This window comes from Nocardia uniformis NBRC 13702 (genome assembly GCF_001613345.1).
Lineage (GTDB): Bacteria > Actinomycetota > Actinomycetes > Mycobacteriales > Mycobacteriaceae > Nocardia > Nocardia uniformis.
This window is the reverse complement of record NZ_BDCE01000086.1, coordinates 32,574-53,446: the sequence shown is the minus strand read 5'-3', so window position 1 is coordinate 53,446 and position 20,873 is coordinate 32,574. Positions and strand designations below refer to the sequence as shown.

The window sequence follows — 20,873 nt, the reverse complement described above, 5'->3', positions numbered from 1 at the left end:
GAGACATCCCCGCCAATCGCTGATATCGCCGATCCGACCGGGAGAGTGATTCGATGCGTCGAGTAATTCCCCTCGTCCCGACCTTGGCGGCGTTCTGGCTGATCCTGTCCGGGCATTACACACCGCTGCTCCTCACACTGGGCACGGCGTCGGTGCTCCTGGTGGTGCTGATCGCCTGGCGCGCCGGAATCGAGGATCGGACGACACCGAAAATCGAACGGTGGCCCCGCATTCCGAGCTTCTGCCTATGGCTCGGTGGACAGGTGATCCAATCGTCGATCTCGGTGGCGTGGCAAGCCTGGCTACCCCGGCCCGACCTGCAGCCGACCGTCGGCATCGCGCCCACCGACGGCCTGTCGCCGCTCGGTGAGGTGATCTACGGACATTCGATCACGCTGACGCCGGGCACGCTGTCACTGCACATCGTGGGGGACGGAGTCCGGGTGCACAGTTGGCAGCGTTCCGATCTCGAGGCGCTGCGGGCCGGTCGCATGCTGGCCGAGGTGCGTCGGCTGGAGGCGCCCTGATGCTGCTCGCCGCCACCGCCGCCATTGTCGTCACCATGGTCTTGACCCTGATCAGGGCCTTCTACGGTCCCGGGCTGTACAACCGGACCCTGGCGATCAATATGTTCGGCACCAAGACGGTGCTGTTCATCGCACTGGTCGGCTATCTGACCGGCCGGCCCGACTATCTCGATATCTCACTGCTGTACGCACTGGTCAATTTCGTGGCGCTCATCGCGGTACTGCGGCTGACCCACTACAAGGATCTGGTAGCCCCGGCCCAGGAGGGTGAGGGGGGAAGCCTGTGAGCCTGCTGCTCGATATCATCAGTGCCGTATTACTGTTCACCGGCAGTCTTTTCGTAATCTCAGGTGGCCTGGGGCTGCTGCGTTTTCCCGACTTCTTCACCCGTAGTCACGCCGTGGGCGTCACCGATTCGGCGGGTGCCGGGCTGATAATCCTCGGTCTGCTGGTGCAGGCCCCCGACTGGGATACCGCCGTGCGCCTGGTGCTGATCCTGCTGTTCATGGTGATGACCGGACCCACCGCCACCCATGTGCTGGCGGAGGCCGCCCGCCGCGACGGTGTGGTCATGTGGCGGGCCGGACAGAAGCGGGACCGATGACCTGGTTCGTGGTGCTCAACATCGCGCTGTTCGTCATTCTGACGGCTACGGCGATCACGATCGCCCGCATGCGTGCCCTGTATGAGGCGACCATGCTGATGGCGCTGTTCAGCCTGGTCTCCGCGAGCCTTTTCGTGCTGCTCGACGCCGTCGACGTGGCCTTCACCGAGGCGGCTGTCGGCGTCGGGATAAGTACCGTGCTGTTCCTGGTGGTCCTGGCGATCACCCGGTCGCAGGAGACCGTGACCGATCGCAGTCGGCGCTGGCCCGGTCGGCTGGCGGTGCTGTTCGTCGGCGGTCTGCTGGTGTACGCGAGTCAGGATCTGCCACAGTTCGGCGGGGCCGGGACCCCGGTGCAGGAGCATCCGGTGACGCAGGTGTACCTGCATCGATCCCAGGACGATATCGGCATCCCGAATACCGTGACCTCGGTATTGGCGAGCTACCGCGGCTATGACACCCTCGGCGAACTGATCGTCATCTTCGCCGCGGGCGTGGCGGTGCTGCTTCTGCTGACCCGGCCGCCGCAGGTCGGCAACGGGCGACGGCGGGAACCGGCGCTGGCCGACTATCGAATGCTGCGCGTGATCAGCAAGATGCTCATGCCGTTCATCCTGCTGTTCGCGTTCTATGTGCTGTTCCACGGTGATTACGGGCCGGGCGGCGGCTTCCAGGCGGGTGTGATCTTCGCGGCCGGAATCGTGTTGTACGGGTTGGTCTTCGGTCTCGGCGGCGCTCGGCGGGTGGTGCCGCCGACGGTGCTGCTGCGCTTGATTCCCCTCGGGGTGCTCATCTACAGCGGCGTGGGGGTGGCGTGCATGATCGCGGGCGGAGGTTTCCTGGACTACGACCGGTTCTCGCCAGATAATCCGAAAGCCGGTCAGCACCTTGGGATTCTGCTCGTCGAAGTCGGTGTCGGCGTCACGGTCGCCGCGGTCATGGTGGCGGTCTTCTTCGCCTTCTCCGGTCGTGGGGTGAAGCGATGACGGCGCCGAACTATGTGTACCTGTTCATCTTCGCGCTCATGATGATCGGGCTGTACACGGTGATCAGCCACGGCAATCTCTTGAAGAAGTTGATCGGGCTGAGCCTTTTCCAGGTGTCGGTGTTCATGCTCTACATCAGTGTCGGCAAGGTCGACAACGGCCGAGCACCGATCGTGCGCGACGATGCGGTGACCGTGTACTCGAATCCGTTGCCGCACGTACTGATCCTCACCGCGATCGTGGTCGGGGTGGCCACCACGGCCTTGGGCCTCGCGCTGGCCGTGCGCATTTTCGAGGCGTACGGATCGATCGAGGAGAGCGAGATTCTCGAACGCGACGCGACCGGCGCCGACAGTGGGGCCCCATGACCGATCAGGTGCCTGCCCTACAGGTGATCATCCCCCTGCTGGGCGCACCCCTGTGCGCGTTGACCAGGTCGGCGCGGGCGGCGTGGCTGTCGTTTCTCCTGGTGGCCTGCGGTGCGCTGGCCTGCGCGACCGTATTGGCGGTGCGGGTCGCCGACGGCGAGGTGGTGCGCTACGCGATGGGCGGCTGGGACGCACCGGTCGGTATCGAGTACGTGATCGCGCCGTTCAATACGCCACTGCTGCTGCTCGTTTCGGGTATCGCGGTAATCGTCGCGATCTACAGCAAACGCAATCTGGTCACGGAGATCGAGAGCTCGCGTATTCCGCTCGTCTACGCCTGCCTGTGTCTCGTCCTGACCGGACTGTTGGGTATCACCGCCACCGGTGACGCGTTCAACGCGTTCGTATTCATCGAGATCGCGTCCCTGTCGTCGTACGCGCTGATCGCGATGGGCAGGAGGCGGCGAGCGCTGCTGGCCGCGTTTCAGTATCTGATCGTGGGCTCCATCGGCGCGGTATTCATTCTGATCGGCATCGGCCTGGCCTATTCGGTGACGGGGTCGCTCAATATGGCCGACCTCGCCACTCGGCTGCCCGAGATCTACGGAAACCGCGCGCTGACCGCCGCGGTGGCGTTCGTCTTCGTCGGTCTGGCGGTGAAGATGGCGGTGTTCCCGCTGCACAGCTGGTTGCCGGGTGCGTACGCGGAGGCGCCGTCGGCGGTGTCGGTGTTCCTGTCCGCCACCGGCACGAAGGTGGCGATCTATCTCTTTATCCGACTGGCGTTCACCACTTTCGGGACGGCGCTGGTGTTCGGAATAATGCCGATCGGCGTCATCGGATTGGTGCTGGCATGCCTGGGCATGGTGGTCGGATCCGCCATTGCGTGTTTTCAGACCGATCTCAAGTACCTGCTCGCATGGTCCAGTGTCGCCCAAATCGGTTATATCGTCGCGGGATTCAGTCTTGCGACGACAGCCGGGCTCACCGCGTCGTACCTCCAGATGATCGGGCACTCGGTGACCAAGGGCGCGCTGTTCGCGGCCGCCGGAATCTTGGTGCTGCGGCTGGGTGCGGTGCGGTTGGAGAACCTCTCCGGGTTGGCGCGCACCATGCCGTGGACCTTCGGCGCGATCGTCATCACCGGGGCGGGGCTGGTGGGACTCCCGTTCACGGCCGGATTCGTCGCCAAGTGGGCGCTCGCCACCGCGCTGATCGAGCAGGGCCAGGTGCTGGTGCTGGTCGCCGTGCTGGTGAGTTCGCTGCTGGCGATGGTCTATGTGGGGCGCATTGTCGAGGCCGCCTGGTTTCACGCACCGCTCGAGACCCCCACGAGGCGACCGGTACCCCGGACCATGGCCATCGCCATGTGGATGCTGGTCGCGCTATCGGTGTATCTCGGAGTGGACGCGACGATCTCCGCCGGGCTGGCCGAGCGCGCCGCGGACTTCCTCCTGACGGGAGGTGAGTGACATGAGCTGGACCGGCCCCGGTCAGGCATTCGCCCTACCCGTCCTGGTGTTGTTGCCGTTGATCGGCGCGGCGGCCGTGGCCGCGCTGCGCGGACGCCCCAATCCGCGAGAGGCAGCGTCCCTGGTCACCGGTGTCGCACTGGCGGTCCTGACGCTCAGCTTGTGGCCACGGGTCGACGACCATATGGAGTTCCGGCTGTGGGACTGGCTGCCGGGCCTGACATTGGGATTCGAGGTAGAGCCGCTGGGTCTGCTGTTCGCGTCCGTCGCCGCGGTGCTGTGGCCGCTGACGACGGTCTTCTCGATCGGATACATGCGAAGTACGAACCAGCCGCACCAGACGCGGTTCTATGCCTTCTTCGCGATCGCGATCGGCGCCACCATGTGGATCGCCCTGTCGGACAACCTGATTACGCTGTTCATCGGGTACGAGGCGCTCACGCTGGCGACGTGGCCGCTGGTCGCCCATCAGGGCGGGCTGGTCAGCCGCCGTGGCGTGCGCGTATACCTGGCGCTGCTGTTGACGACATCGATCGGCCTTCTCCTGCCCGCCATCATCTGGACCTGGCAGTTGGCGGGCACCACCGACTTTCGCGCGGGCGGTCTGCTGGCCGGACAGGCGGGGCCGGTCACACTGACGGTGCTGTTCGCGCTGTACCTGTTCGGAATCGGCAAGGCGGCGCTGATGCCGTTCCATCGCTGGCTGCCCGCGGCGATGGTCGCGCCGACACCGGTCTCGGCGCTCCTGCACGCCGTCGCGGTGGTCAAGGCAGGCGGTTTCGCGGTACTGAAGGTCGCGATCTACGTATTCGGGCTCGATACTCTCACCGCCGGCGGTATCGCGAAACCGATGATGTGGGTGGCGGCGTTCACCCTGATAACGGCCGGTGTGATCGCGCTCCGATCGGACAACCTGAAACGTCGGCTGGCGTATTCGACGGTGAGTCAGCTGGCCTATATCGTGCTGGCCGCGACCCTGGCCACCGACCTCGCGCTGGCCGGAGGCTCCCTGCACCTGGTCACCCATGCGTTCGGCAAGATCACGCTGTTCTTCTGCGCCGGTGCGATTTTCGTGGCTACCGGCCGCAATTCGGTCAGCGACCTGGATGGGCTCGGCCGGATGATGCCCTGGACCTTCGGTGCGTTCACGGTGGCCGCGCTATCGATTGTCGGGCTCCCCCCGACGGGCGGTATGTGGAGTAAATGGCTCCTGCTGCTGGGTGCCGCGGACGCCCAACAGCGCGTCATGATCGGAGTGCTCGCGGTCGGGACCCTGCTGGCACTGGGGTATCTCATGCCGATCGTGGTGCGGGGATTCTTCCGGACACCCGCGCAGCCGGTGGCCCACGGGGCGGCCCCGTGGACCGTGGTGGCCCCGCCCGTGCTGACCGCGGCCGGTTGCGTCGCCCTGTTCTTCACCGCTCCCCTGCTCGTCGATCGACTGGGGATGCTGACGTGAAAGACCCACGCTGGCTCGATATTCCGGGCAATGTCACGCGGCTGGTGTACGCGCTGGCCGGGATCGGCGTAGTGCTGTTCCTCGCCGATCTCGTGTACGTCAAACATCCGCACTTCGGGGTGGAGCGGGTGTTCGGCTTCTACGGCCTGTTCGGTTTCGGTGTCAGCTTCGCGCTGGTGCTCGTGGCCAAGCAATTGCGGCGGGTGCTGCGCCGCGACGAGGACTACTACGAACCCGGGGACGACGATGCTCGCTGACCCCGCGTGGATACTGCTGCTGGGCGCGCTGCCGGTGCCGCTGTTACGGGGCCGGTGGCGGACGGTGTGGATGCTCGCGCTTCCGGTGGTGGCGCTGGTATTGCTGTGGACACTGCCCGAGGGCAGCGCCGGGACCTTCGAGGTATTCGGGCTCACCCTCGAACCAATGCGCGTCGACGCCCTCGGGCGGGTATTCGCCACCGTCTTCCTGATCGCCGCCTGCCTGGGCCTCGTCTACTCGCTGCATGAGCATCGGCCGATGCAACAGATCGCGACCCTGGCGTACGCGGGCGCGGCCGTTGGCGGGGTGCTGGCGGGGGACCTGTTGACGCTGTTCATCTGCTGGGAGCTGGTGGGTATCGCCTCGGTGGTACTGGTTTTCGCGCGTGGTACCGACCGCAGCTTCCGCGCCGGGCAGCGGTACCTGGTGGTGCAGGTGCTGTCGGGCATCCTGCTGCTGGCGGGTATCGCGCTGTGGGTGCGGGACGGGCATGGCCTGGCATTCGAATACATTGGGTTGGATGGCTTCTCGGGCGGCTTGATTCTCTTCGCGGTCGGCATCAAGGCCGCGTTCCCGGTGGTACACGCCTGGCTGCCCGATATCTATCCCGAAGCCGGTGTCGTGGGGACCGTTATCCTGTCGACCTTCACGACCAAGTTCGCGATCTATGTCCTCGCCCGGGGATTCGCCGACACCGAGCTGCTTGTCTGGGTCGGCGCGGTCATGGCGGTATTCCCGATCTTCTACGCCCTTATCGAGAACGATCTGCGCAGGGTGCTGGTCTACAGCCTGATCAATCAGCTGGGTTTCATCGTCGTGGGCATCGGCATCGGTGGCGAACTCGGCGTCAATGGCGCGGTGGCGCACGCCTTCGCGCACATCCTGTACAAGAGCCTGCTGTTCATGGCGATGGGGGCGGTGCTGTTCCGCGTGGGCACCATCAAGGGTTCGGAATTGGGTGGGCTGTACCGGTCGATGCCGCAGACCGCGGTGTTCTGCATGATCGGGGCCGCGTCGACGGCGGCGGTTCCGTTGTTCTCCGGATTCGCCACCAAGTCGATGATCATGGATGCCGCCGGACAGGAGCATCGGTTGGTGCTCTGGCTGGTACTGCTGCTCTCCTCGGTGGGTGTACTGCTGCATACGGGGATCAAGATCCCGTACATCGCGTTCTTCGGACGCGACCGCGGGCACCGGGTGGCCGAGGCGCCGATCAATATGCGGGTGGCGATGGGTCTGTCGGCCGCGGCGTGCCTGGTGATCGGCATTGTCCCCGGGCTGCTGTACAACATCTTGCCGTTCGCGGTGGACTACTCGCCGTATACGACCGCGCACGTGGTGAATCAGTTGCAGCTGTTGATATTCGCGGCACTGGCGTTCACGGTATTGATTCGGACCGGCCGGTACCCGCCGGAGCTGCGGTCGGTGAACCTCGACGCCGACGTGCTGTACCGCAAGAGTGCGCCGTACCTGTGGCGTACCGCACTAGCGGGTGTGGCCGGTATCCGCGCGGCCCTACCTCGTGAGCGCGTGGCGGTCCTGCGCGCCAAGGCGGCGCGCCCACTGCGCCCCGACGGCCGGTTCGCCGAACTGTGGTCGACCGGCACCACGGTGTGGTGGCTGTCGATCGCCCTCGGTCTCGTCCTGCTCTTCTCGCTGCTCTGAGCGTCAGGACAGGAAGTCGCCGATGGTGGTCCAGCCCAGGACCGCGTCCACGGCCAGGCCGCAGAATACGACGGCCAGATAGTTGTTGGACTGCAGGAACAGCCGCAGCGGCTTCACCGATTCGCCCCGGCGCACACCCGAATACAGCTGATGCGCCATGAGCAGGAACCAGGCGCCCGCGACCAGAGCCGTTGCCGCGTAGATCACACCGGCGGCGGGGACCAGCGCGAGGGTGGCCAGCACGGTGAGCCAGGTGTAGATGACGATCTGCTTGGTGACTTCCTGCTCGGTGGCGACCACCGGCAGCATGGGGACACCGGCGGCGCGGTAGTCCTCCTTGTAGCGCATGGCCAGCGCCCAGGTGTGCGGCGGCGTCCAGAAGAAGATCACCGCGAACAGCGCGACGGCGGGCCAAGCGATCGAACCGGTCACCGCGGACCAACCGACCAGGACGGGCATACAACCGGCCGCGCCGCCCCACACCACATTCTGCGAGGTACGGCGCTTGAGGCCGAGGGTATAGACGAAGACGTAGAACAGGATCGTCGCCACCACCAGCGCACCGCTGAGCAGATTCGCCTGCCACCACAGCCATGCGAACGATCCCAGCCCCAGGGCGATACCGAAGATGGCGGCATTGCGGGTCGGCACGGCCTCCCGCGCGAGCGGACGCTTGGATGTCCGCTTCATCACCTTGTCGATATCGGCGTCGGCGACGCAATTGAGTGTGTTCGCGCTCGCCGCACCCATCCAGCCACCGAACAGGGTGGCCAGAATCAGGCCGAGGTCGGCGTGGCCGCGGTCGGCCAGCAGCATGGTGGGGATGGTCGCTACGAGCAGCAACTCGATTACGCGAGGTTTGGTGAGCGCGATGTAGGCGAGTACGCGCCGCACGCCCGCCGACAGCGGCCCGGTACCCGTCACGCGGTCGGCCAGCACCGTTCCGGAGGAACCGTGCCCCCCACCGGGTTGTTGCCCAATCCGCACTGTTTCTCCTCGCACAAAGTGCATGTTGATCCGGTCGTGGAACCAGCAGCGCGCTCTCACGTTCCGAAGACGACAGATCAGTGCGGCGCGGCCACTACTACAGAGCATGGTAGACCGTGCCGGACCGTGCTCTCGCCCAGGTCTGGCCACGGGTCGCCCGAGACCGCTCCGCGCCGGTATCCGCGAGAGGTCACGAACAGGTCCGCGCGCGGACGCGAACATACGACACGACGGCCGGTGAAAGCGGGTTCCCGCGTGGCCGCGAAACGCTCACCCTTAGGGTGGTGGGTATATCGGTGCGGTCCCGTCGCACCGGCATCACCCGCAGCGAACCAGCCGCCGATATCCATCGTTGACGAGAAGGTCAGGAGAACCTCGGTCGTGTCAGTCACAGACGACATCCGCGCCCTCACTCAGTCCCACCACCCCGCCGACTGGACCGACGTCGACACCAGGGCCGTCGACACCGCCCGGCTGCTCGCCGCCGACGCGGTGCAGAACGCGGGCAATGGCCATCCCGGCACCGCGATGAGCCTTGCGCCCCTGGCGTACACGCTCTTTCAGCGAGTGATGCGGTTCGACCCGAGCGATACCCACTGGGTGGGTCGTGACCGGTTCGTCCTCTCCTGCGGGCATTCCAGCCTCACCCAGTACGTCCAGCTGTACCTGGCGGGCTTCGGCCTGGAGCTCGACGATCTGGTGAACCTGCGCAAGTGGGGTTCGCTCACCCCGGGCCACCCGGAGTACCGGCACACCGATGGCGTCGAGATCACCACCGGTCCGCTCGGCCAGGGTCTGGCGTCGGCGGTCGGTATGGCGATGGCGGCGCGTCGTGAGCGTGGACTCTTCGATCCCGAAGCGGCGCAGGGCCGCAGTGCCTTCGACCACTTCGTCTACGTCATCGCCTCCGACGGCGATATCGAAGAGGGCGTCACCTCCGAGGCCTGCTCGCTGGCGGGCACCCAGCAGCTGGGCAACCTGATCCTGTTCTATGACGACAACCGCATCTCCATCGAGGACGACACCCGGATCGCCCTCACCGAGGACACCGCCGCGCGCTACCGCGCCTACGGCTGGCACGTCGTCACCGTCGACGGCGGCGAGAACGTGACCGGTATCGAGGCCGCCGTCGCCGAGGCCCAGGCGGTGACCGATAAGCCGTCGATCATCATCCTGCGCACCATCATCGGCTACCCGGCACCGAACAAGATGAATACCGGTGCCTCGCACGGCTCCGCACTGGGTGCCGACGAAGTCGCCGCGACCAAGAAGATCCTGGGCTTCGACCCGGAGAAGAACTTCGACGTCGACCCCGCGATCATCGCGCACACCCGCGGCAATGTGGCCGATCGCGCCAAGGCCGCCAAGGCCGCCTGGCAGGAACAGTTCGACGCGTGGGCGACCGCCAACCCGGAAAACAAGGCGCTCTTCGATCGTCTGAAGGAACGTCGCCTGCCCGAGGGCTGGGCCGCGGAACTTCCGGTGCACGCGCCGGATCCGAAGGGTATGGCCACCCGCAAGGCGTCCGGCAAGGTCCTCGCCGCGCTCGCGCCGGTGCTGCCGGAGCTGTGGGGCGGTTCGGCCGACCTCGCCGAATCCAACAACACCACCATGCCGGGTGCGCCGTCCTTCGGTCCGGAGGAAATCTCCACCGGTATGTGGAAGGCCAATCCGTACGGCCGCACCCTGCACTTCGGTGTGCGTGAGCACGCTATGGGCTCGATCCTCAATGGCATCGCGCTGCACGGCCCGACCCGCCCGTACGGCGGCACCTTCCTGGTGTTCTCCGACTACATGCGGCCCGCGGTGCGGCTGGCCGCGCTCATGCGCACCCCGGTCACCTACGTGTGGACCCACGACTCCATCGGTCTCGGCGAGGACGGCCCGACCCACCAGCCGATCGAGCACCTGGCCGCGCTGCGCGCCATTCCGGGCTTGAATGTGGTGCGTCCGGGTGACGCCAACGAGACCACCTACGCGTGGCGCACCATTCTGGAGCGCGACTCCTCCGAGCGGCACTCGCACTTCTCGGTCTCCGAGCCACCGCACCAGGACGGCCCGTCGGCGCTGGCGCTGACCCGCCAGGATCTGCCGATCCTCGAGGGCACCTCCTACGAGGGTGTGGCCAAGGGCGGCTACGTGCTGGCCGAATCATCCACCGGCACACCGCAGGTGATCCTGATCGCCACCGGTTCCGAGCTCCACCTCGCGGTGGAGGCTCGCACTACGCTGGAGACACAGGGCATCGGTACCCGCGTGGTGTCCATTCCGTGTGTGGAGTGGTTCGACGCGCAGGATCAGGCCTACCGCGATTCGGTGCTCCCGCCCGCCGTGAAGGCGCGGGTCACCGTGGAAGCCGGGATCGCGATGCCGTGGCACCGTTTCATCGGCGATGCCGGTGAGGCCGTGTCGATCGAGCACTTCGGTGCCTCGGCCGACTACAAGACGCTGTTCCGCGAGTTCGGCATCACCGCCGATGCCACCGTCGCGGCCGCCATTCGCTCGCTCGACAAGGTGAAGGGATAAGGACCATGACCCAGAACCCGAACACCGCGGCACTGTCCGCCGCCGGGGTTTCGGTATGGCTCGACGATCTTTCCCGTGACCGCATTCAGTCCGGCAATCTCGCCGAACTGATTGCCACGTGGAATGTCGTCGGTGTCACCACCAACCCGACAATCTTCCAGGGCGCGCTCAGCAAGGGTCATTCGTACGACGGCCAGGTGCGCGATCTCGCCGCCCAGGGCGCCGACGCCGACCAGGCCGTGCGCACCATCACCACCGACGATGTGCGCGCGGCGTGCGATGTGTTCGCCCCCGTCTTCGAGCAGTCCCAGGGTGTGGACGGCCGCGTCTCCATCGAGGTCGACCCGCGCCTGGCGTTCGACACCGACGGCACCGTCGCCCAGGCCATCGAGCTGTGGAAGATCGTGGACCGGCCCAACCTGTTCATCAAGATTCCCGCCACCGAGGCCGGTCTGCCCGCGATTTCGCGGGTGATCGCCGAGGGCATCAGTGTGAATGTGACCCTGATCTTCTCGGTCGCCCGGTACAAGTCCGTCATGGGCGCGTACCTGGAGGGCGTGGCCAACGCCCAGATCAACGGCCACGATCCGGCCAAGATCCAGTCCGTCGCTTCGTTCTTCGTCTCCCGGGTGGATTCCGAGATCGACAAGCGTCTCGAGGCCATCGGCACCCCGGAGGCCCTGGAGCTGCGCGGTAAGGCCGGAATCGCCAACGCGCGCTTGGCCTATGCCGCCTACCAGGATATCTTCGACGGCGGCAAGCACACCTCCACCTACGCCCACCTGGCCGCGTCGGCGGGTGCGACCAAGCAGCGCCCGCTGTGGGCGTCGACCGGTGTGAAGAACCCGGAGTACTCCGACACCATGTACGTCACCGAACTGGTGGGACGCAATACGGTGAATACGCTGCCGGAGAAGACCCTCGCGGCCGTCGCCGATCACGCGGAGATCAAGGGCGACACGCTGTCCGGGACCGCCGAGGAGTCGCAGCGGGTGTTCGACGCGCTCACGACCGTCGGTATCGACCTCGACGACGTCTTCAAGGTCCTCGAGACCGAGGGCGTGGACAAATTCACCGCGTCGTGGGGCGAATTGCTCACAGCGACAACAGAACAGCTCGTGGCGGCCGGAGGCAACTGACGGTGTCGACTCGCGCAGCGACAACGGCCACGACGGGAAACCCGCTGCGGGATGGGCGGGACAGCCGGGTTCCCCGGATCGCTGGACCGTGCAGCATGGTGATCTTCGGGGTAACCGGTGACCTGTCGCGGCGCAAGTTGCTGCCGGCCATCTACGACCTGGCGAACCGGGGGCTGCTGCCGCCCGGTTTCGCCCTGGTCGGGTTCGCCCGACGCGATATGAGCGATGCGGAATTCGCCGAACTCGTACACGAATCGGTGCGAAGTTCCGCGCGCACTCCCTTCCGGGAGGAGGTGTGGCAGCAGCTCGAGGACGGATTGCGGTTCGTCCAGGGCACTTTCGAGGACGACACCGCCTTCCACCGGCTGGCGAACACCCTCAAAGGTCTCGACCGGGATCGCGGGACCGGCGGCAATCACGCCTTCTACCTAGCGATTCCGCCGACCGAATTCCCGGTGGTGCTGGACCAGCTATCCAAAAACGGTCTGGCACAACCGGAGACCGGCAAGGGGCCCGCGCCGTGGCGGCGGGTGGTCATCGAGAAACCGTTCGGACACGACCTGCACAGCGCGCAGGAACTCAATGATCTGGTGAACCGGGTGTTCCCGGAGCACACGGTCTTCCGCATCGACCACTATCTCGGCAAGGAGACGGTGCAGAACATTCTGGCGCTGCGCTTCGCCAATCAGCTGTTCGACCCGATCTGGAACGCCAATTACGTCGACCATGTGCAGATCACCATGGCCGAGGACATCGGATTGGGCGGGCGCGCAGGGTATTACGACGGTATCGGCGCGGCACGGGATGTGATCCAGAACCATCTGCTCCAGCTGCTGGCGCTGACGGCGATGGAGGAGCCGGTCAGCTTCCAGCCCAAGCAATTGCAGATCGAGAAGGTCAAGGTGCTGTCGGCGACGAAACTCGCCGAGCCACTCGATGAGACGACCGCACGCGGGCAGTACACGGCCGGGTGGCAGGGCAGCGAATCGGTGGTGGGTTTGATGGAGGAGGAGGGTTTCGACCCGAACTCCACGACCGAGACCTATGCCGCCATCACCCTCGCCGTGGAAACACGTCGGTGGGCCGGGGTGCCGTTCTATCTGCGCACCGGAAAGCGGCTGGGTCGCCGGGTCACCGAGATCGCCGTGGTGTTCAAGCGCGCACCGCATCTGCCGTTCGACCAGACCATGACCGAGGAACTCGGTCAGAACGCCCTGGTGATCCGGGTACAGCCGGATGAGGGCATCACCATGCGATTCGGGTCCAAGGTGCCCGGCTCCAGCATGGAGGTCCGCGACGTGAATATGGACTTCAGCTACGGCGAGGCCTTCACCGAGGACTCCCCCGAGGCGTACGAGCGGCTCATTCTCGATGTGCTGCTCGGGGTGCCCTCCCTGTTCCCGGTCAATGAGGAGGTCGAATTGTCCTGGCGCATCCTCGATCCCGTACTCGACCACTGGGCCGCCAATGGCCGACCCGAGCCGTACGAAGCGGGCGGCTGGGGTCCGAAATCGGCCGAGGAGATGCTCGCGCGCAGCGGGCGGGAATGGCGGCGGCCGTGATCATCGATATGCCGGATACCGATACCCGGGAGGTATCCAAGCGGCTCGTGCAGCTGCGCGAGGCCAATGGCGTGGTGACCGTAGGGCGGGTGCTCACGCTCGTGGTGTGCACCCTCGACAGCTCCGAGGCCGAGGACGCCATCGACGCCGCCAATGACGCGAGTCGCGAACATCCCTGCCGGGTAATCGTGCTGGCGCGGGGCGATCGCACCTCCGAGACTCGATTGGACGCCCAGATCCGGGTCGGTGGGGATGCGGGCGCGGCCGAAGTAATAGTGCTTCGGCTGCAGGGTGATCTCGTCAGTCACGAGAACAGCGTGGTGATTCCGTTCCTGCTGCCCGATACGCCCGTGGTGGCGTGGTGGCCGCGGGGCGCACCGGACTTTCCGTCCAAGGATGCGGTGGGGCGCTTGGCGACCCGCCGGATCACCGACGCCACATTCGCGCCGGATCCGCAGTCGACCATCAAGGCGCGCCGCAACTCCTACGCGCCCGGCGATACCGATCTGGCGTGGAGCCGCATTACCTACTGGCGGGCGCTACTGGCGGCGGCGCTGGATGAGCAGCCCTTCGAAGCCGTTGAGTCCGTGACGGTTTCGGGGCTGCGCGGCGAACCGGCCCTCGATATGCTCGCCGGCTGGCTGGCCGCCCGGCTGTCCTGCCCCGTGGTGCGGCAGACCGGTGACCTGAAGGTCGAAATTCACCGGCCGTCGGTATCGATCGCCATCTCCCGCCCCCAGGAGGGTCGCACCGCGACCCTGACGCGCACCGGCGAACCCGAGCAGCGCTTGGCCCTGGCCCGCCGGGAAACGCGCGACTGCCTCGCCGAGGAGCTGCGGCACCTCGACGCCGACGATATCTACGCCGAGGCACTCACCGGAATCGAAAGGGTCAGCTATGAGTAAGTCCGCCGTCGAAACCTTCTCCACCACAGAGGATTTGGTCCAGGCCGCGGCAGTCCGCTTCGTCGCCGAGGTGGTGGAGGCGCAGCGCCTGCGCGGCTCGGCGTCGGTGGTGCTCACCGGCGGCGGGACCGGTATCGGCCTGCTGGAGTGGGTCCGCCGCGCTCCCGGCGATATCGACTGGTCCCAGCTCGACATCTTCTGGGGTGACGAACGTTTCCTCCCCCATGGCGACCCGGAACGCAATGAACTCCAGGCGCGCCGGGCCCTCCTCGATCACGTCCCGGTGGACCCCTCCCGAGTCCACCCGGTCGAGGCGTCCGATGGCGAATACGTCGACCCCGTGGAAGCGGCGGGTATGTACTCCGCCGCCGTCCACGCCCATCTCGCCCAGCACGGAGCCTTCGACCTGCACCTGCTCGGTATGGGCGGCGAAGGCCACATCAACTCCCTGTTCCCGCACTCCGACGCCACCCGCGAGGCCCACGAACTCGTTGTCGCGGTCACCGATTCCCCGAAACCGCCCGCCGTGCGCGTGACACTGACCCTCCCGGCCATCCGTCGCGCCCGCCATGTGGTCCTCATCGTCGCCGGCGAAGCCAAGGCCGCAGCCGTAGCCGCCGCCCTCAACGGCGCATCCCCACTGGATATCCCCGCCGCCGGTGCCCTCGGGTCCGAATCCACCACCTGGCTGCTCGACGACACAGCCGCGGCCGACCTGACGAACTGAACCGAACGCCCCGTCGGCACGTCGCGTACCGCCGGGGTCTTGCGCGCTCCCGAGCTGCTGGCTACCTTGGTCCTGTGACTGCCGGGTCGGCTATATGCCGCACACAGACGGGTTCCCCGGCCGCTAGTTGATAGCGGCTCGGGCCAGAGGCCCGCCCTCCCCACGCTTCCCAGATGTTTCAGGGACCGCGGAAGGAGGTGAAATTCATGTCCCAAGAGCAAGTTTCACTGCCGCAGTGGCAGTCGTTCCGCGCCGCCAACGCGCCCGGAAGCACCCTCGAAGGCTCGGTCGTCTCGATCGTGCCGTTCGGAGCCTTCCTCGCGCTGGCGCCCGGAATCGAAGGGCTGCTGCACATATCGGAGACCAGCGCCCTGCCCGAGGTCGGATCGACTGTGCCGGTACGGATTCTGGCCGTCGACGACGACCGCAAGCGTGTGAGCCTCACACCGGCGTAGCGCGGTAGGTGTGGGGCCGGGCTCCATCCGGCCCCACACCTGTCAGCGTAGACGTACAGCCGAAATGCCTGATCTCCACAAGGCGGAGATTTGTCCACAGCGAGGGCGCTCGAGAAGTCTGATTGTCGGTGCGGTCCCGAACGATCGAGGCATGACACTGCCCCCACCGATTTCGCGCCGCGATGCCCTGCGCTTGGGATACAGCGACCAGGAACTCGCGGGTAAGGACTGGTGCCGAGTTCGGCGTGGGCATTACCTGCCAGCCGACAGCATTGTCGACCTGTCGTTGGAGCAGCGGCATCTGGTCGCCGTGCGCGCGGCAACTCAACGAATCAGCGGCGACGCCTACATATCCCACGTTTCCGCCGCGATCGCACACGGACTGCCGGTCTGGTCGATGCCACTGGCGCGTGTCCACGTCACCCGCGACCGCAGATCCGGTGGCCGTATCAGGAAGCGAATCGTGGTGCACCACGGTGCCATCGAGCCCGACGACGCGGTCGAAATCGATGGCTTGCGACTCACCTCGACAGCCCGAACTATCATCGACATTGCCCGAACCGCACCGTTCGAGCAATCCGTGGTAATCGGCGACGCCGCCCTCCACCTGCGCAAAACCACCCACGCCGAACTCACCGACCAACTGATCCGCGCAGCACACCGCCCCGGCTGCCAAGCCGCCCGCCGCGTCCTCGCCTTCCTGGATGGCCGCTCCGAAAGCGTCGGCGAGTCCCGCAGCCGAGTAGCCCTGAACGACCCCACCCTCCCCCCACCAGAACTCCAACCCCGCATCCTGACCCCAGACGGCACCTTCATAGCCCGAGTCGACTTCCTCTGGCCAACCTTGGGCGTAGTGGGAGAATTCGACGGAAGAATCAAGTACCACAAATCCATCCGAGGCAACCGCCCCCTCGAAGCGCAAATCCTCGCCGAAAAAACCCGCGAAGACACCCTCCGAGCCCAAGGCTGGTCAGTAACCCGCTGGACCTGGCAACACCTAACCTCCCCCACCCACCTCCGAGCCCGCATCCACACCGCCGCCACCCTCTCCCACCACAACCCCAAAGGTTCTTGGCACCCCGCGTTGTGACTGAGCACCCCGCGTACGGGGTGCTGAGTACGAAAGCGGGGTGCCAGGTGGGTGGGGGGTCGCCGATCCCGCGCAGCAGCCACGCTGGGACGGTAACGAGAACTTGGCGGAAGCGCCTGCGGGGCAACGAGTGCGGGGCGTGGGGGACGTATTCGTTATGGCGCTCGCCCAGGGACACCAGATTCGGGAGAACCACATTGTCGAGTTCGCGGAGGGACGGCGTATCGCGTGGCTGCCCTCCGAGCCGGGTATGGAGCCGCCGGGGCATTTGTGGCGCTGGGAGCTCGAACCGATCGACGAGGGTCGGACTCGGGTGACCCATACCTACGACTGGACGAAGTTGACCGATGAGAACCGGTTCGCGCGGGCTCGGGCTACGACGAGCGATAGCCTGCGGGCTTCGATCGACCGACTGGCTGCGCTCGCCGAATAGCGCTGCGGCGGTGCGGGTCCCGGGTCAGATGCCGTCGACTGCGACGACCTTGAACGGTGTGGTGGGGGTGCCGGGGCCCATCGGTCCGCCCTTGTCGAATTGCGAGGAGACGACCAGGGTGCAGTTGTCCCGACGGACCAGAGTGGTTGGCAGGCCCAGGGATTCGTCGGTGACGTGCCGGGTCCGGGTGGCGGTGGTGTAGTCGTCGGACAGGGCCCAGCGGGTGATGGTGTCGGTGGCGTTCTGCACGGCCCACAGCGTGGAACCGGCCAGTTCGAGGCCGTCGCCGTGGGTCAGGTCGCCGCCGTCGAGGGTCGACCGCAGCCGTCCTCGACCCACTCGCCCGCTCCCGGCAACTGGAGGAGGCTGCCGGATTCATTATCGGGCTCGTGTTCCAACGAATCGACCCGCACGCCGCCGTACCGCGCCGGCCAACCGGTGACGTGCCCCCACCCGGGCGAGAGCGGTTCAGCGGTCGATTCCTAGCCGGTGCGCCAACTCGGGAATCAGCGGATACACCCGATCCGCGGGTAGGAGCTGCTTGGCGCGGTCGGCCCGCCCGTCGCGCAGGTGTGTGTGGATCTCGCGGACCAACGGGGTGAGGTCCTCGATCGATACTGTCCATTCATCGACATAGCGGTCGATGATGTGGCGGCTGAGGCCGATCTGGATGCTGCGGGCATCGAGGGGCGCACCGCGCAGAGTGCGTTCCGGGTCCCACTGGACGTGGACGGGCGTGTGCTCGAGCCGCTGCCGCCATTCGTCGGGATCCGCGTACACCTTGCGATTCGCGCTGGTGTGTTCGGCGAGCGCGAGCGCCTCCTCCCAGCCGGTCCGCGTAATGCGGACGGCCAGCACCATTTCCTGCCCCGGCTTCTGCGCCCAGTTGCTGCGCGCCATCATCCAGAGGAAGGACGGCTTGATCCAGGTCATGCGGTGGCGCGAGAACGGTTCCACGAAGCGGCCGTGCTCGACGGCGGCCGTGCCGATCGTCGGGCTGTATGCCTGATAGACCGCGATGGTGTCGCGGTTGTAGTCGGCCCGGATCTCGTAGGTCTGCACGCGAACACAGTGGTGGGCGGATCGGCGTGGAGCAAGCCGATTTCGACCGAGGCAGGCTATCGCTCCCGGGGTGCGCGCGAGCCCCGGAACACGAGGCATGCCGCCAACACGATGAGTATCGCAGGAAGTGCGAACCCCCAATCGGCGGCCGAATTGCTCAGGGCTACCGCCGAACCCGCGCCGACGGCCAGGGCGGCGATGCGCGCCAGCGCCCAGGGATCCACCGTGCCCGCGGCAGCCAGGTCACTGAAGAAGCGGGTGAAGGTGCTCGTCAAATAGGTTGTCGGCGAGGATGAATCGGCCGCCAGCACGGTCGCCGACTGAATGCCCATGGCCAGTGACGCGAGCACCAGGGGCAGTACCGCTCCGATGGTTTCGCGCGCGGCACCGATCAGCACCGCGAGCGCGGCCACCATCAGCGCCTCCACCGCCAAGCACTGATGTACGTGCCGCATCTGCTCACCGCGACACCACCGCCCGGCCGCGACGACACCGACGAGGTATCCCACAAGCACGATGATCGGCGCAGACACATCGATACCCGCGCCGGCGACCGCCACCCCCAACAGCACAAAATTGCCCGTGAGCACGCTCGCGAACACCTTCCCGAACTCGGTGAACACCAGCGCATCCATCGCCCCCGCCGCTGCGGCGAGCAGAATCAGCGGAGTCGGCCCACCCGGAAACCGCACCGTAGACGCATGTTCGATCGGCATGGAACTCACCGTATCGGCGCGACGCCGCCCGCCCCGAGAAGCCGGGCCGGACACCATCGGTCACACCCGGCCCACTCTGAGACCCCGCCTCCCCAGCTGTCAGTGCAGCAGATTCGCGGTGATCACCGAAAGCCGTTCGGCCGATGCGCGATCGAACGGTTCACCGTCGGTGTCGACCGCATCGTCCTGCATGAACGCGGACAGCGGAGTGGCCGGCGGGTTGTCGAGGTGGCGCAGGATACGGGTGAGTGCCACTTCGACGGGTTGGCCCTGTTCGCGCATGCGGGCGACGACTTCGGCACTGGCAGTGTCATATTCGCCGGTGAACCCGGTAGCGGTCAGGCCGGGGTGCAGCAGCACGTAGCGAACCCGGCTGTGCGGATAGCGGCGGGTGAACGAGACACCGAGCAGGTCACTGAGTTTCCCGCACTGCCCCATCACCTCGTCGGGGTGGTAGCCGTGCGCGAACTGCAGATCGTCCCATCGAATTCGGGCCAGGTCACCGCCGGGGCCGGACAGGTCGAGGATGACCGGTGCGTCGGCGCGGTCCAAGTGGGCGACGAGACCATGTCCGAGCAGATATCGGCTCAGATAGAACAGCGCGAAATTGGCTTCGAAGCCTTCGGAGGTGACGAATCGAGTCGCCCGGTAGTAGCGCGCACCCAGCACCAGCACATCCACGACCGGGTACGTCGCCGTGATCCGGCCTACCACCCGCCGGTTCTCGGCGATCAGGCTCAGATCCGCCTGGATGAACTCGATGCAGTGGGCGGCACCCAGGGTGTCGGCGGCGTCGAGGACCGCTTGCCCCTTGTGCGCATTGGTGCCGACAACGACGACCTGATCGCCCCGCCGCAGATAGGTCAGCGCGAGCGCTTTCCCCATGCCGTCGGTTCCGCCGGTAATGACCACGGTCTGCACAAGATTCTCCTCGTCCGAACAGTTTTCATACTTTCCGATACGGAAGACTAGACTGACAAGTCTAAATAGACAAGCGAGTCCACCCGGTCAGACTCACGAGTCCATTTCTCGCTATACTGGCCCGGTGAATACGGCCCCCGACCTGTCCCGCGCGCGCCCAACAACCTCACGTGGGCGTATCGACAAACAGCAGGCGGTGCTGGCCGCCGCGTTCACTGTGTTCGCACGCACCGGCTACGCCCAGGCGCGGGTCGACGACATAGCGGCCGAAGCCAGGGTCGCCAAGGCGACCGTCTACAACCACTTCGGTGATAAGGAGACCCTGCTCAGGGAATCCGTACGAGCGCTCTCCGATAACGCCCTCGCTGCCAATCTCGCCGCCGTCGAACAGCTCGAGAATGTCGGCGACGACCTCGCGGCGACACTGCGGGCGGTCGGATCACAGCTGGCCGCATGCTATTGCGCCGATGATTCTCAAACTCTGCGCAGACTGGTCTGCGCGGAGGCCCTCCAGTTTCCGGACCTCCTGGATATCGTCGACGCGGTCTCGAAGCGGGTCACCCGAGCATTGGCCGACCGACTCGCACGCCTGACCCTGTCCGGCACGCTCGACATCGACGATCCGGATATGGCCGCCGCACAATTCGCCGCGCTCCTCACCGGACCCGCCGATGCCCGTTCACGACTGGGAACCGGCCCGCTGCCCGACCGCGAACTGAGAACCATTGCAGACGCGGCGGTCACGACATTCCTGGCGGCCTACGGTCGATAGCGGCCGAGACCCCTCGCACTACCGAAACCCGGTGCCGTTTGCGGGATTACGCGTCGGCCCGGGCCACGGGGAGGGCCTCGTTCGAGATGTCGGCGATTCCGTGTAACCGTCGACGGGAATTCCCGAGCGGCTCAGTTGAATCAGGCCCTGGGCCACCATCGCCCCGACAGCACGGTGAGCTTTCCGGGGCCACCGGATCGGCACAGGGGGCATAACCCGCGAAGCTGGGCCGGATACCA

General features: G+C 66.3%; 23 protein-coding genes. 18 read left to right on the top strand and 5 right to left on the bottom strand.

Translation table 11 applies throughout. The features are described 5' to 3' along the window. The first annotated feature begins 53 nt into the window (after window positions 1-53). From NU1_RS31635 to NU1_RS31595, 9 genes are read left to right on the top strand one after another with little or no spacing between them, the layout of a single operon-like run. The gene (locus tag NU1_RS31635) at window positions 54-527 is read left to right on the top strand and encodes a Na+/H+ antiporter subunit E (protein WP_084521988.1); all 474 of its coding nucleotides are present in this window, start codon (window positions 54-56) and stop codon (window positions 525-527) included. Then, window positions 527-814: an MrpF/PhaF family protein gene (locus NU1_RS31630; RefSeq protein WP_067527139.1), complete on the top strand. Its 288-nt coding sequence runs from the start codon at window positions 527-529 to the stop codon at window positions 812-814. Before NU1_RS31635 ends, NU1_RS31630 begins: the two co-directional genes overlap by 1 nt. Next, entirely contained in the window at window positions 811-1,131 is a 321-nt protein-coding gene (mnhG, locus tag NU1_RS31625; protein ID WP_067527138.1) for a monovalent cation/H(+) antiporter subunit G, read from the top strand. Before NU1_RS31630 ends, mnhG begins: the two co-directional genes overlap by 4 nt. Then, on the top strand, window positions 1,128-2,117 hold the full coding sequence (locus NU1_RS31620; RefSeq protein WP_067527137.1) for a DUF4040 domain-containing protein: 990 nt from the start codon (window positions 1,128-1,130) through the stop codon (window positions 2,115-2,117). The genes mnhG and NU1_RS31620 overlap by 4 nt, the downstream gene beginning before the upstream one ends. Then, complete coding sequence (locus NU1_RS31615) at window positions 2,114-2,485, top strand: cation:proton antiporter subunit C (protein ID WP_067527136.1); 372 nt, start codon at window positions 2,114-2,116, stop codon at window positions 2,483-2,485. Before NU1_RS31620 ends, NU1_RS31615 begins: the two co-directional genes overlap by 4 nt. Beyond that, window positions 2,482-3,957 carry a monovalent cation/H+ antiporter subunit D family protein gene (locus tag NU1_RS31610; protein WP_067527135.1) on the top strand — a complete coding sequence of 492 codons (1,476 nt, stop codon included), beginning with the start codon at window positions 2,482-2,484 and terminating at the stop codon, window positions 3,955-3,957. The genes NU1_RS31615 and NU1_RS31610 overlap by 4 nt, the downstream gene beginning before the upstream one ends. A 1-nt stretch (window position 3,958) precedes the next feature. Next, complete coding sequence (locus NU1_RS31605; RefSeq protein ID WP_067527134.1) at window positions 3,959-5,416, top strand: proton-conducting transporter transmembrane domain-containing protein; 1,458 nt, start codon at window positions 3,959-3,961, stop codon at window positions 5,414-5,416. Continuing rightward, window positions 5,413-5,673, top strand: a complete 261-nt coding sequence (locus NU1_RS31600; RefSeq protein ID WP_067527133.1) for a hypothetical protein — start codon at window positions 5,413-5,415, stop codon at window positions 5,671-5,673. The genes NU1_RS31605 and NU1_RS31600 overlap by 4 nt, the downstream gene beginning before the upstream one ends. Continuing rightward, complete coding sequence (locus tag NU1_RS31595; protein WP_067527132.1) at window positions 5,663-7,339, top strand: Na(+)/H(+) antiporter subunit D; 1,677 nt, start codon at window positions 5,663-5,665, stop codon at window positions 7,337-7,339. The genes NU1_RS31600 and NU1_RS31595 overlap by 11 nt, the downstream gene beginning before the upstream one ends. 3 nt (window positions 7,340-7,342) lie before the next feature. Here the strand turns inward: NU1_RS31595 and NU1_RS31590 are convergent, their stop codons facing one another. Further along, window positions 7,343-8,350, bottom strand: coding sequence for a heme o synthase (locus tag NU1_RS31590; protein WP_084521996.1), 1,008 nt, complete (start codon window positions 8,348-8,350; stop codon window positions 7,343-7,345). 357 nt (window positions 8,351-8,707) lie between these two features. Here NU1_RS31590 and tkt point away from each other — a divergent pair, with 357 nt between their 5' ends. From tkt to NU1_RS31550, 8 genes are all read left to right on the top strand, one after another. Next, window positions 8,708-10,852: a transketolase gene (gene tkt / locus NU1_RS31585; protein WP_067527130.1), complete on the top strand. Its 2,145-nt coding sequence runs from the start codon at window positions 8,708-8,710 to the stop codon at window positions 10,850-10,852. A 5-nt stretch (window positions 10,853-10,857) separates the two neighbouring features. Then, window positions 10,858-11,991, top strand: coding sequence for a transaldolase (tal, locus tag NU1_RS31580; protein ID WP_067527129.1), 1,134 nt, complete (start codon window positions 10,858-10,860; stop codon window positions 11,989-11,991). A gap of 2 nt (window positions 11,992-11,993) precedes the next feature. Further along, window positions 11,994-13,553: a glucose-6-phosphate dehydrogenase gene (zwf, locus tag NU1_RS31575; protein ID WP_067527128.1), complete on the top strand. Its 1,560-nt coding sequence runs from the start codon at window positions 11,994-11,996 to the stop codon at window positions 13,551-13,553. Further along, entirely contained in the window at window positions 13,550-14,458 is a 909-nt protein-coding gene (gene opcA, locus NU1_RS31570) for a glucose-6-phosphate dehydrogenase assembly protein OpcA (RefSeq protein WP_311924426.1), read from the top strand. Before zwf ends, opcA begins: the two co-directional genes overlap by 4 nt. Continuing rightward, window positions 14,451-15,185, top strand: a complete 735-nt coding sequence (gene pgl / locus NU1_RS31565; protein WP_067527126.1) for a 6-phosphogluconolactonase — start codon at window positions 14,451-14,453, stop codon at window positions 15,183-15,185. The genes opcA and pgl overlap by 8 nt, the downstream gene beginning before the upstream one ends. A gap of 206 nt (window positions 15,186-15,391) precedes the next feature. Continuing rightward, window positions 15,392-15,640: a S1 RNA-binding domain-containing protein gene (locus tag NU1_RS31560; RefSeq protein ID WP_067527196.1), complete on the top strand. Its 249-nt coding sequence runs from the start codon at window positions 15,392-15,394 to the stop codon at window positions 15,638-15,640. 151 nt (window positions 15,641-15,791) lie between these two features. After that, on the top strand, window positions 15,792-16,730 hold the full coding sequence (locus tag NU1_RS31555) for a hypothetical protein (RefSeq protein ID WP_067527125.1): 939 nt from the start codon (window positions 15,792-15,794) through the stop codon (window positions 16,728-16,730). A gap of 40 nt (window positions 16,731-16,770) precedes the next feature. Continuing rightward, window positions 16,771-17,163, top strand: coding sequence for an SRPBCC family protein (locus tag NU1_RS31550; protein ID WP_067527124.1), 393 nt, complete (start codon window positions 16,771-16,773; stop codon window positions 17,161-17,163). A gap of 24 nt (window positions 17,164-17,187) precedes the next feature. Here the strand turns inward: NU1_RS31550 and NU1_RS31545 are convergent, their stop codons facing one another. From NU1_RS31545 to NU1_RS31530, 4 genes are all read right to left on the bottom strand, one after another. Next, the gene (locus NU1_RS31545) at window positions 17,188-17,502 is read right to left on the bottom strand and encodes a hypothetical protein (RefSeq protein WP_067527123.1); all 315 of its coding nucleotides are present in this window, start codon (window positions 17,500-17,502) and stop codon (window positions 17,188-17,190) included. Window positions 17,503-17,631: 129 nt separating this feature from the next. Next, a complete protein-coding gene (locus NU1_RS31540; protein WP_067527122.1) occupies window positions 17,632-18,225 on the bottom strand; it encodes a DUF4291 domain-containing protein in 594 nt (197 codons plus the stop codon). Between the two features lie 56 nt (window positions 18,226-18,281). Further along, window positions 18,282-18,941 (bottom strand): DUF1275 family protein, encoded by a 660-nt coding sequence (locus NU1_RS31535; protein ID WP_169815174.1) that lies wholly within the window; start codon window positions 18,939-18,941, stop codon window positions 18,282-18,284. A 99-nt stretch (window positions 18,942-19,040) separates the two neighbouring features. Further along, window positions 19,041-19,862 (bottom strand): SDR family NAD(P)-dependent oxidoreductase, encoded by an 822-nt coding sequence (locus tag NU1_RS31530; protein ID WP_067527120.1) that lies wholly within the window; start codon window positions 19,860-19,862, stop codon window positions 19,041-19,043. Between the two features lie 124 nt (window positions 19,863-19,986). Here NU1_RS31530 and NU1_RS31525 point away from each other — a divergent pair, with 124 nt between their 5' ends. Then, complete coding sequence (locus NU1_RS31525) at window positions 19,987-20,634, top strand: TetR/AcrR family transcriptional regulator (RefSeq protein ID WP_067527119.1); 648 nt, start codon at window positions 19,987-19,989, stop codon at window positions 20,632-20,634. The last annotated feature ends 239 nt before the right edge of the window (window positions 20,635-20,873 follow it).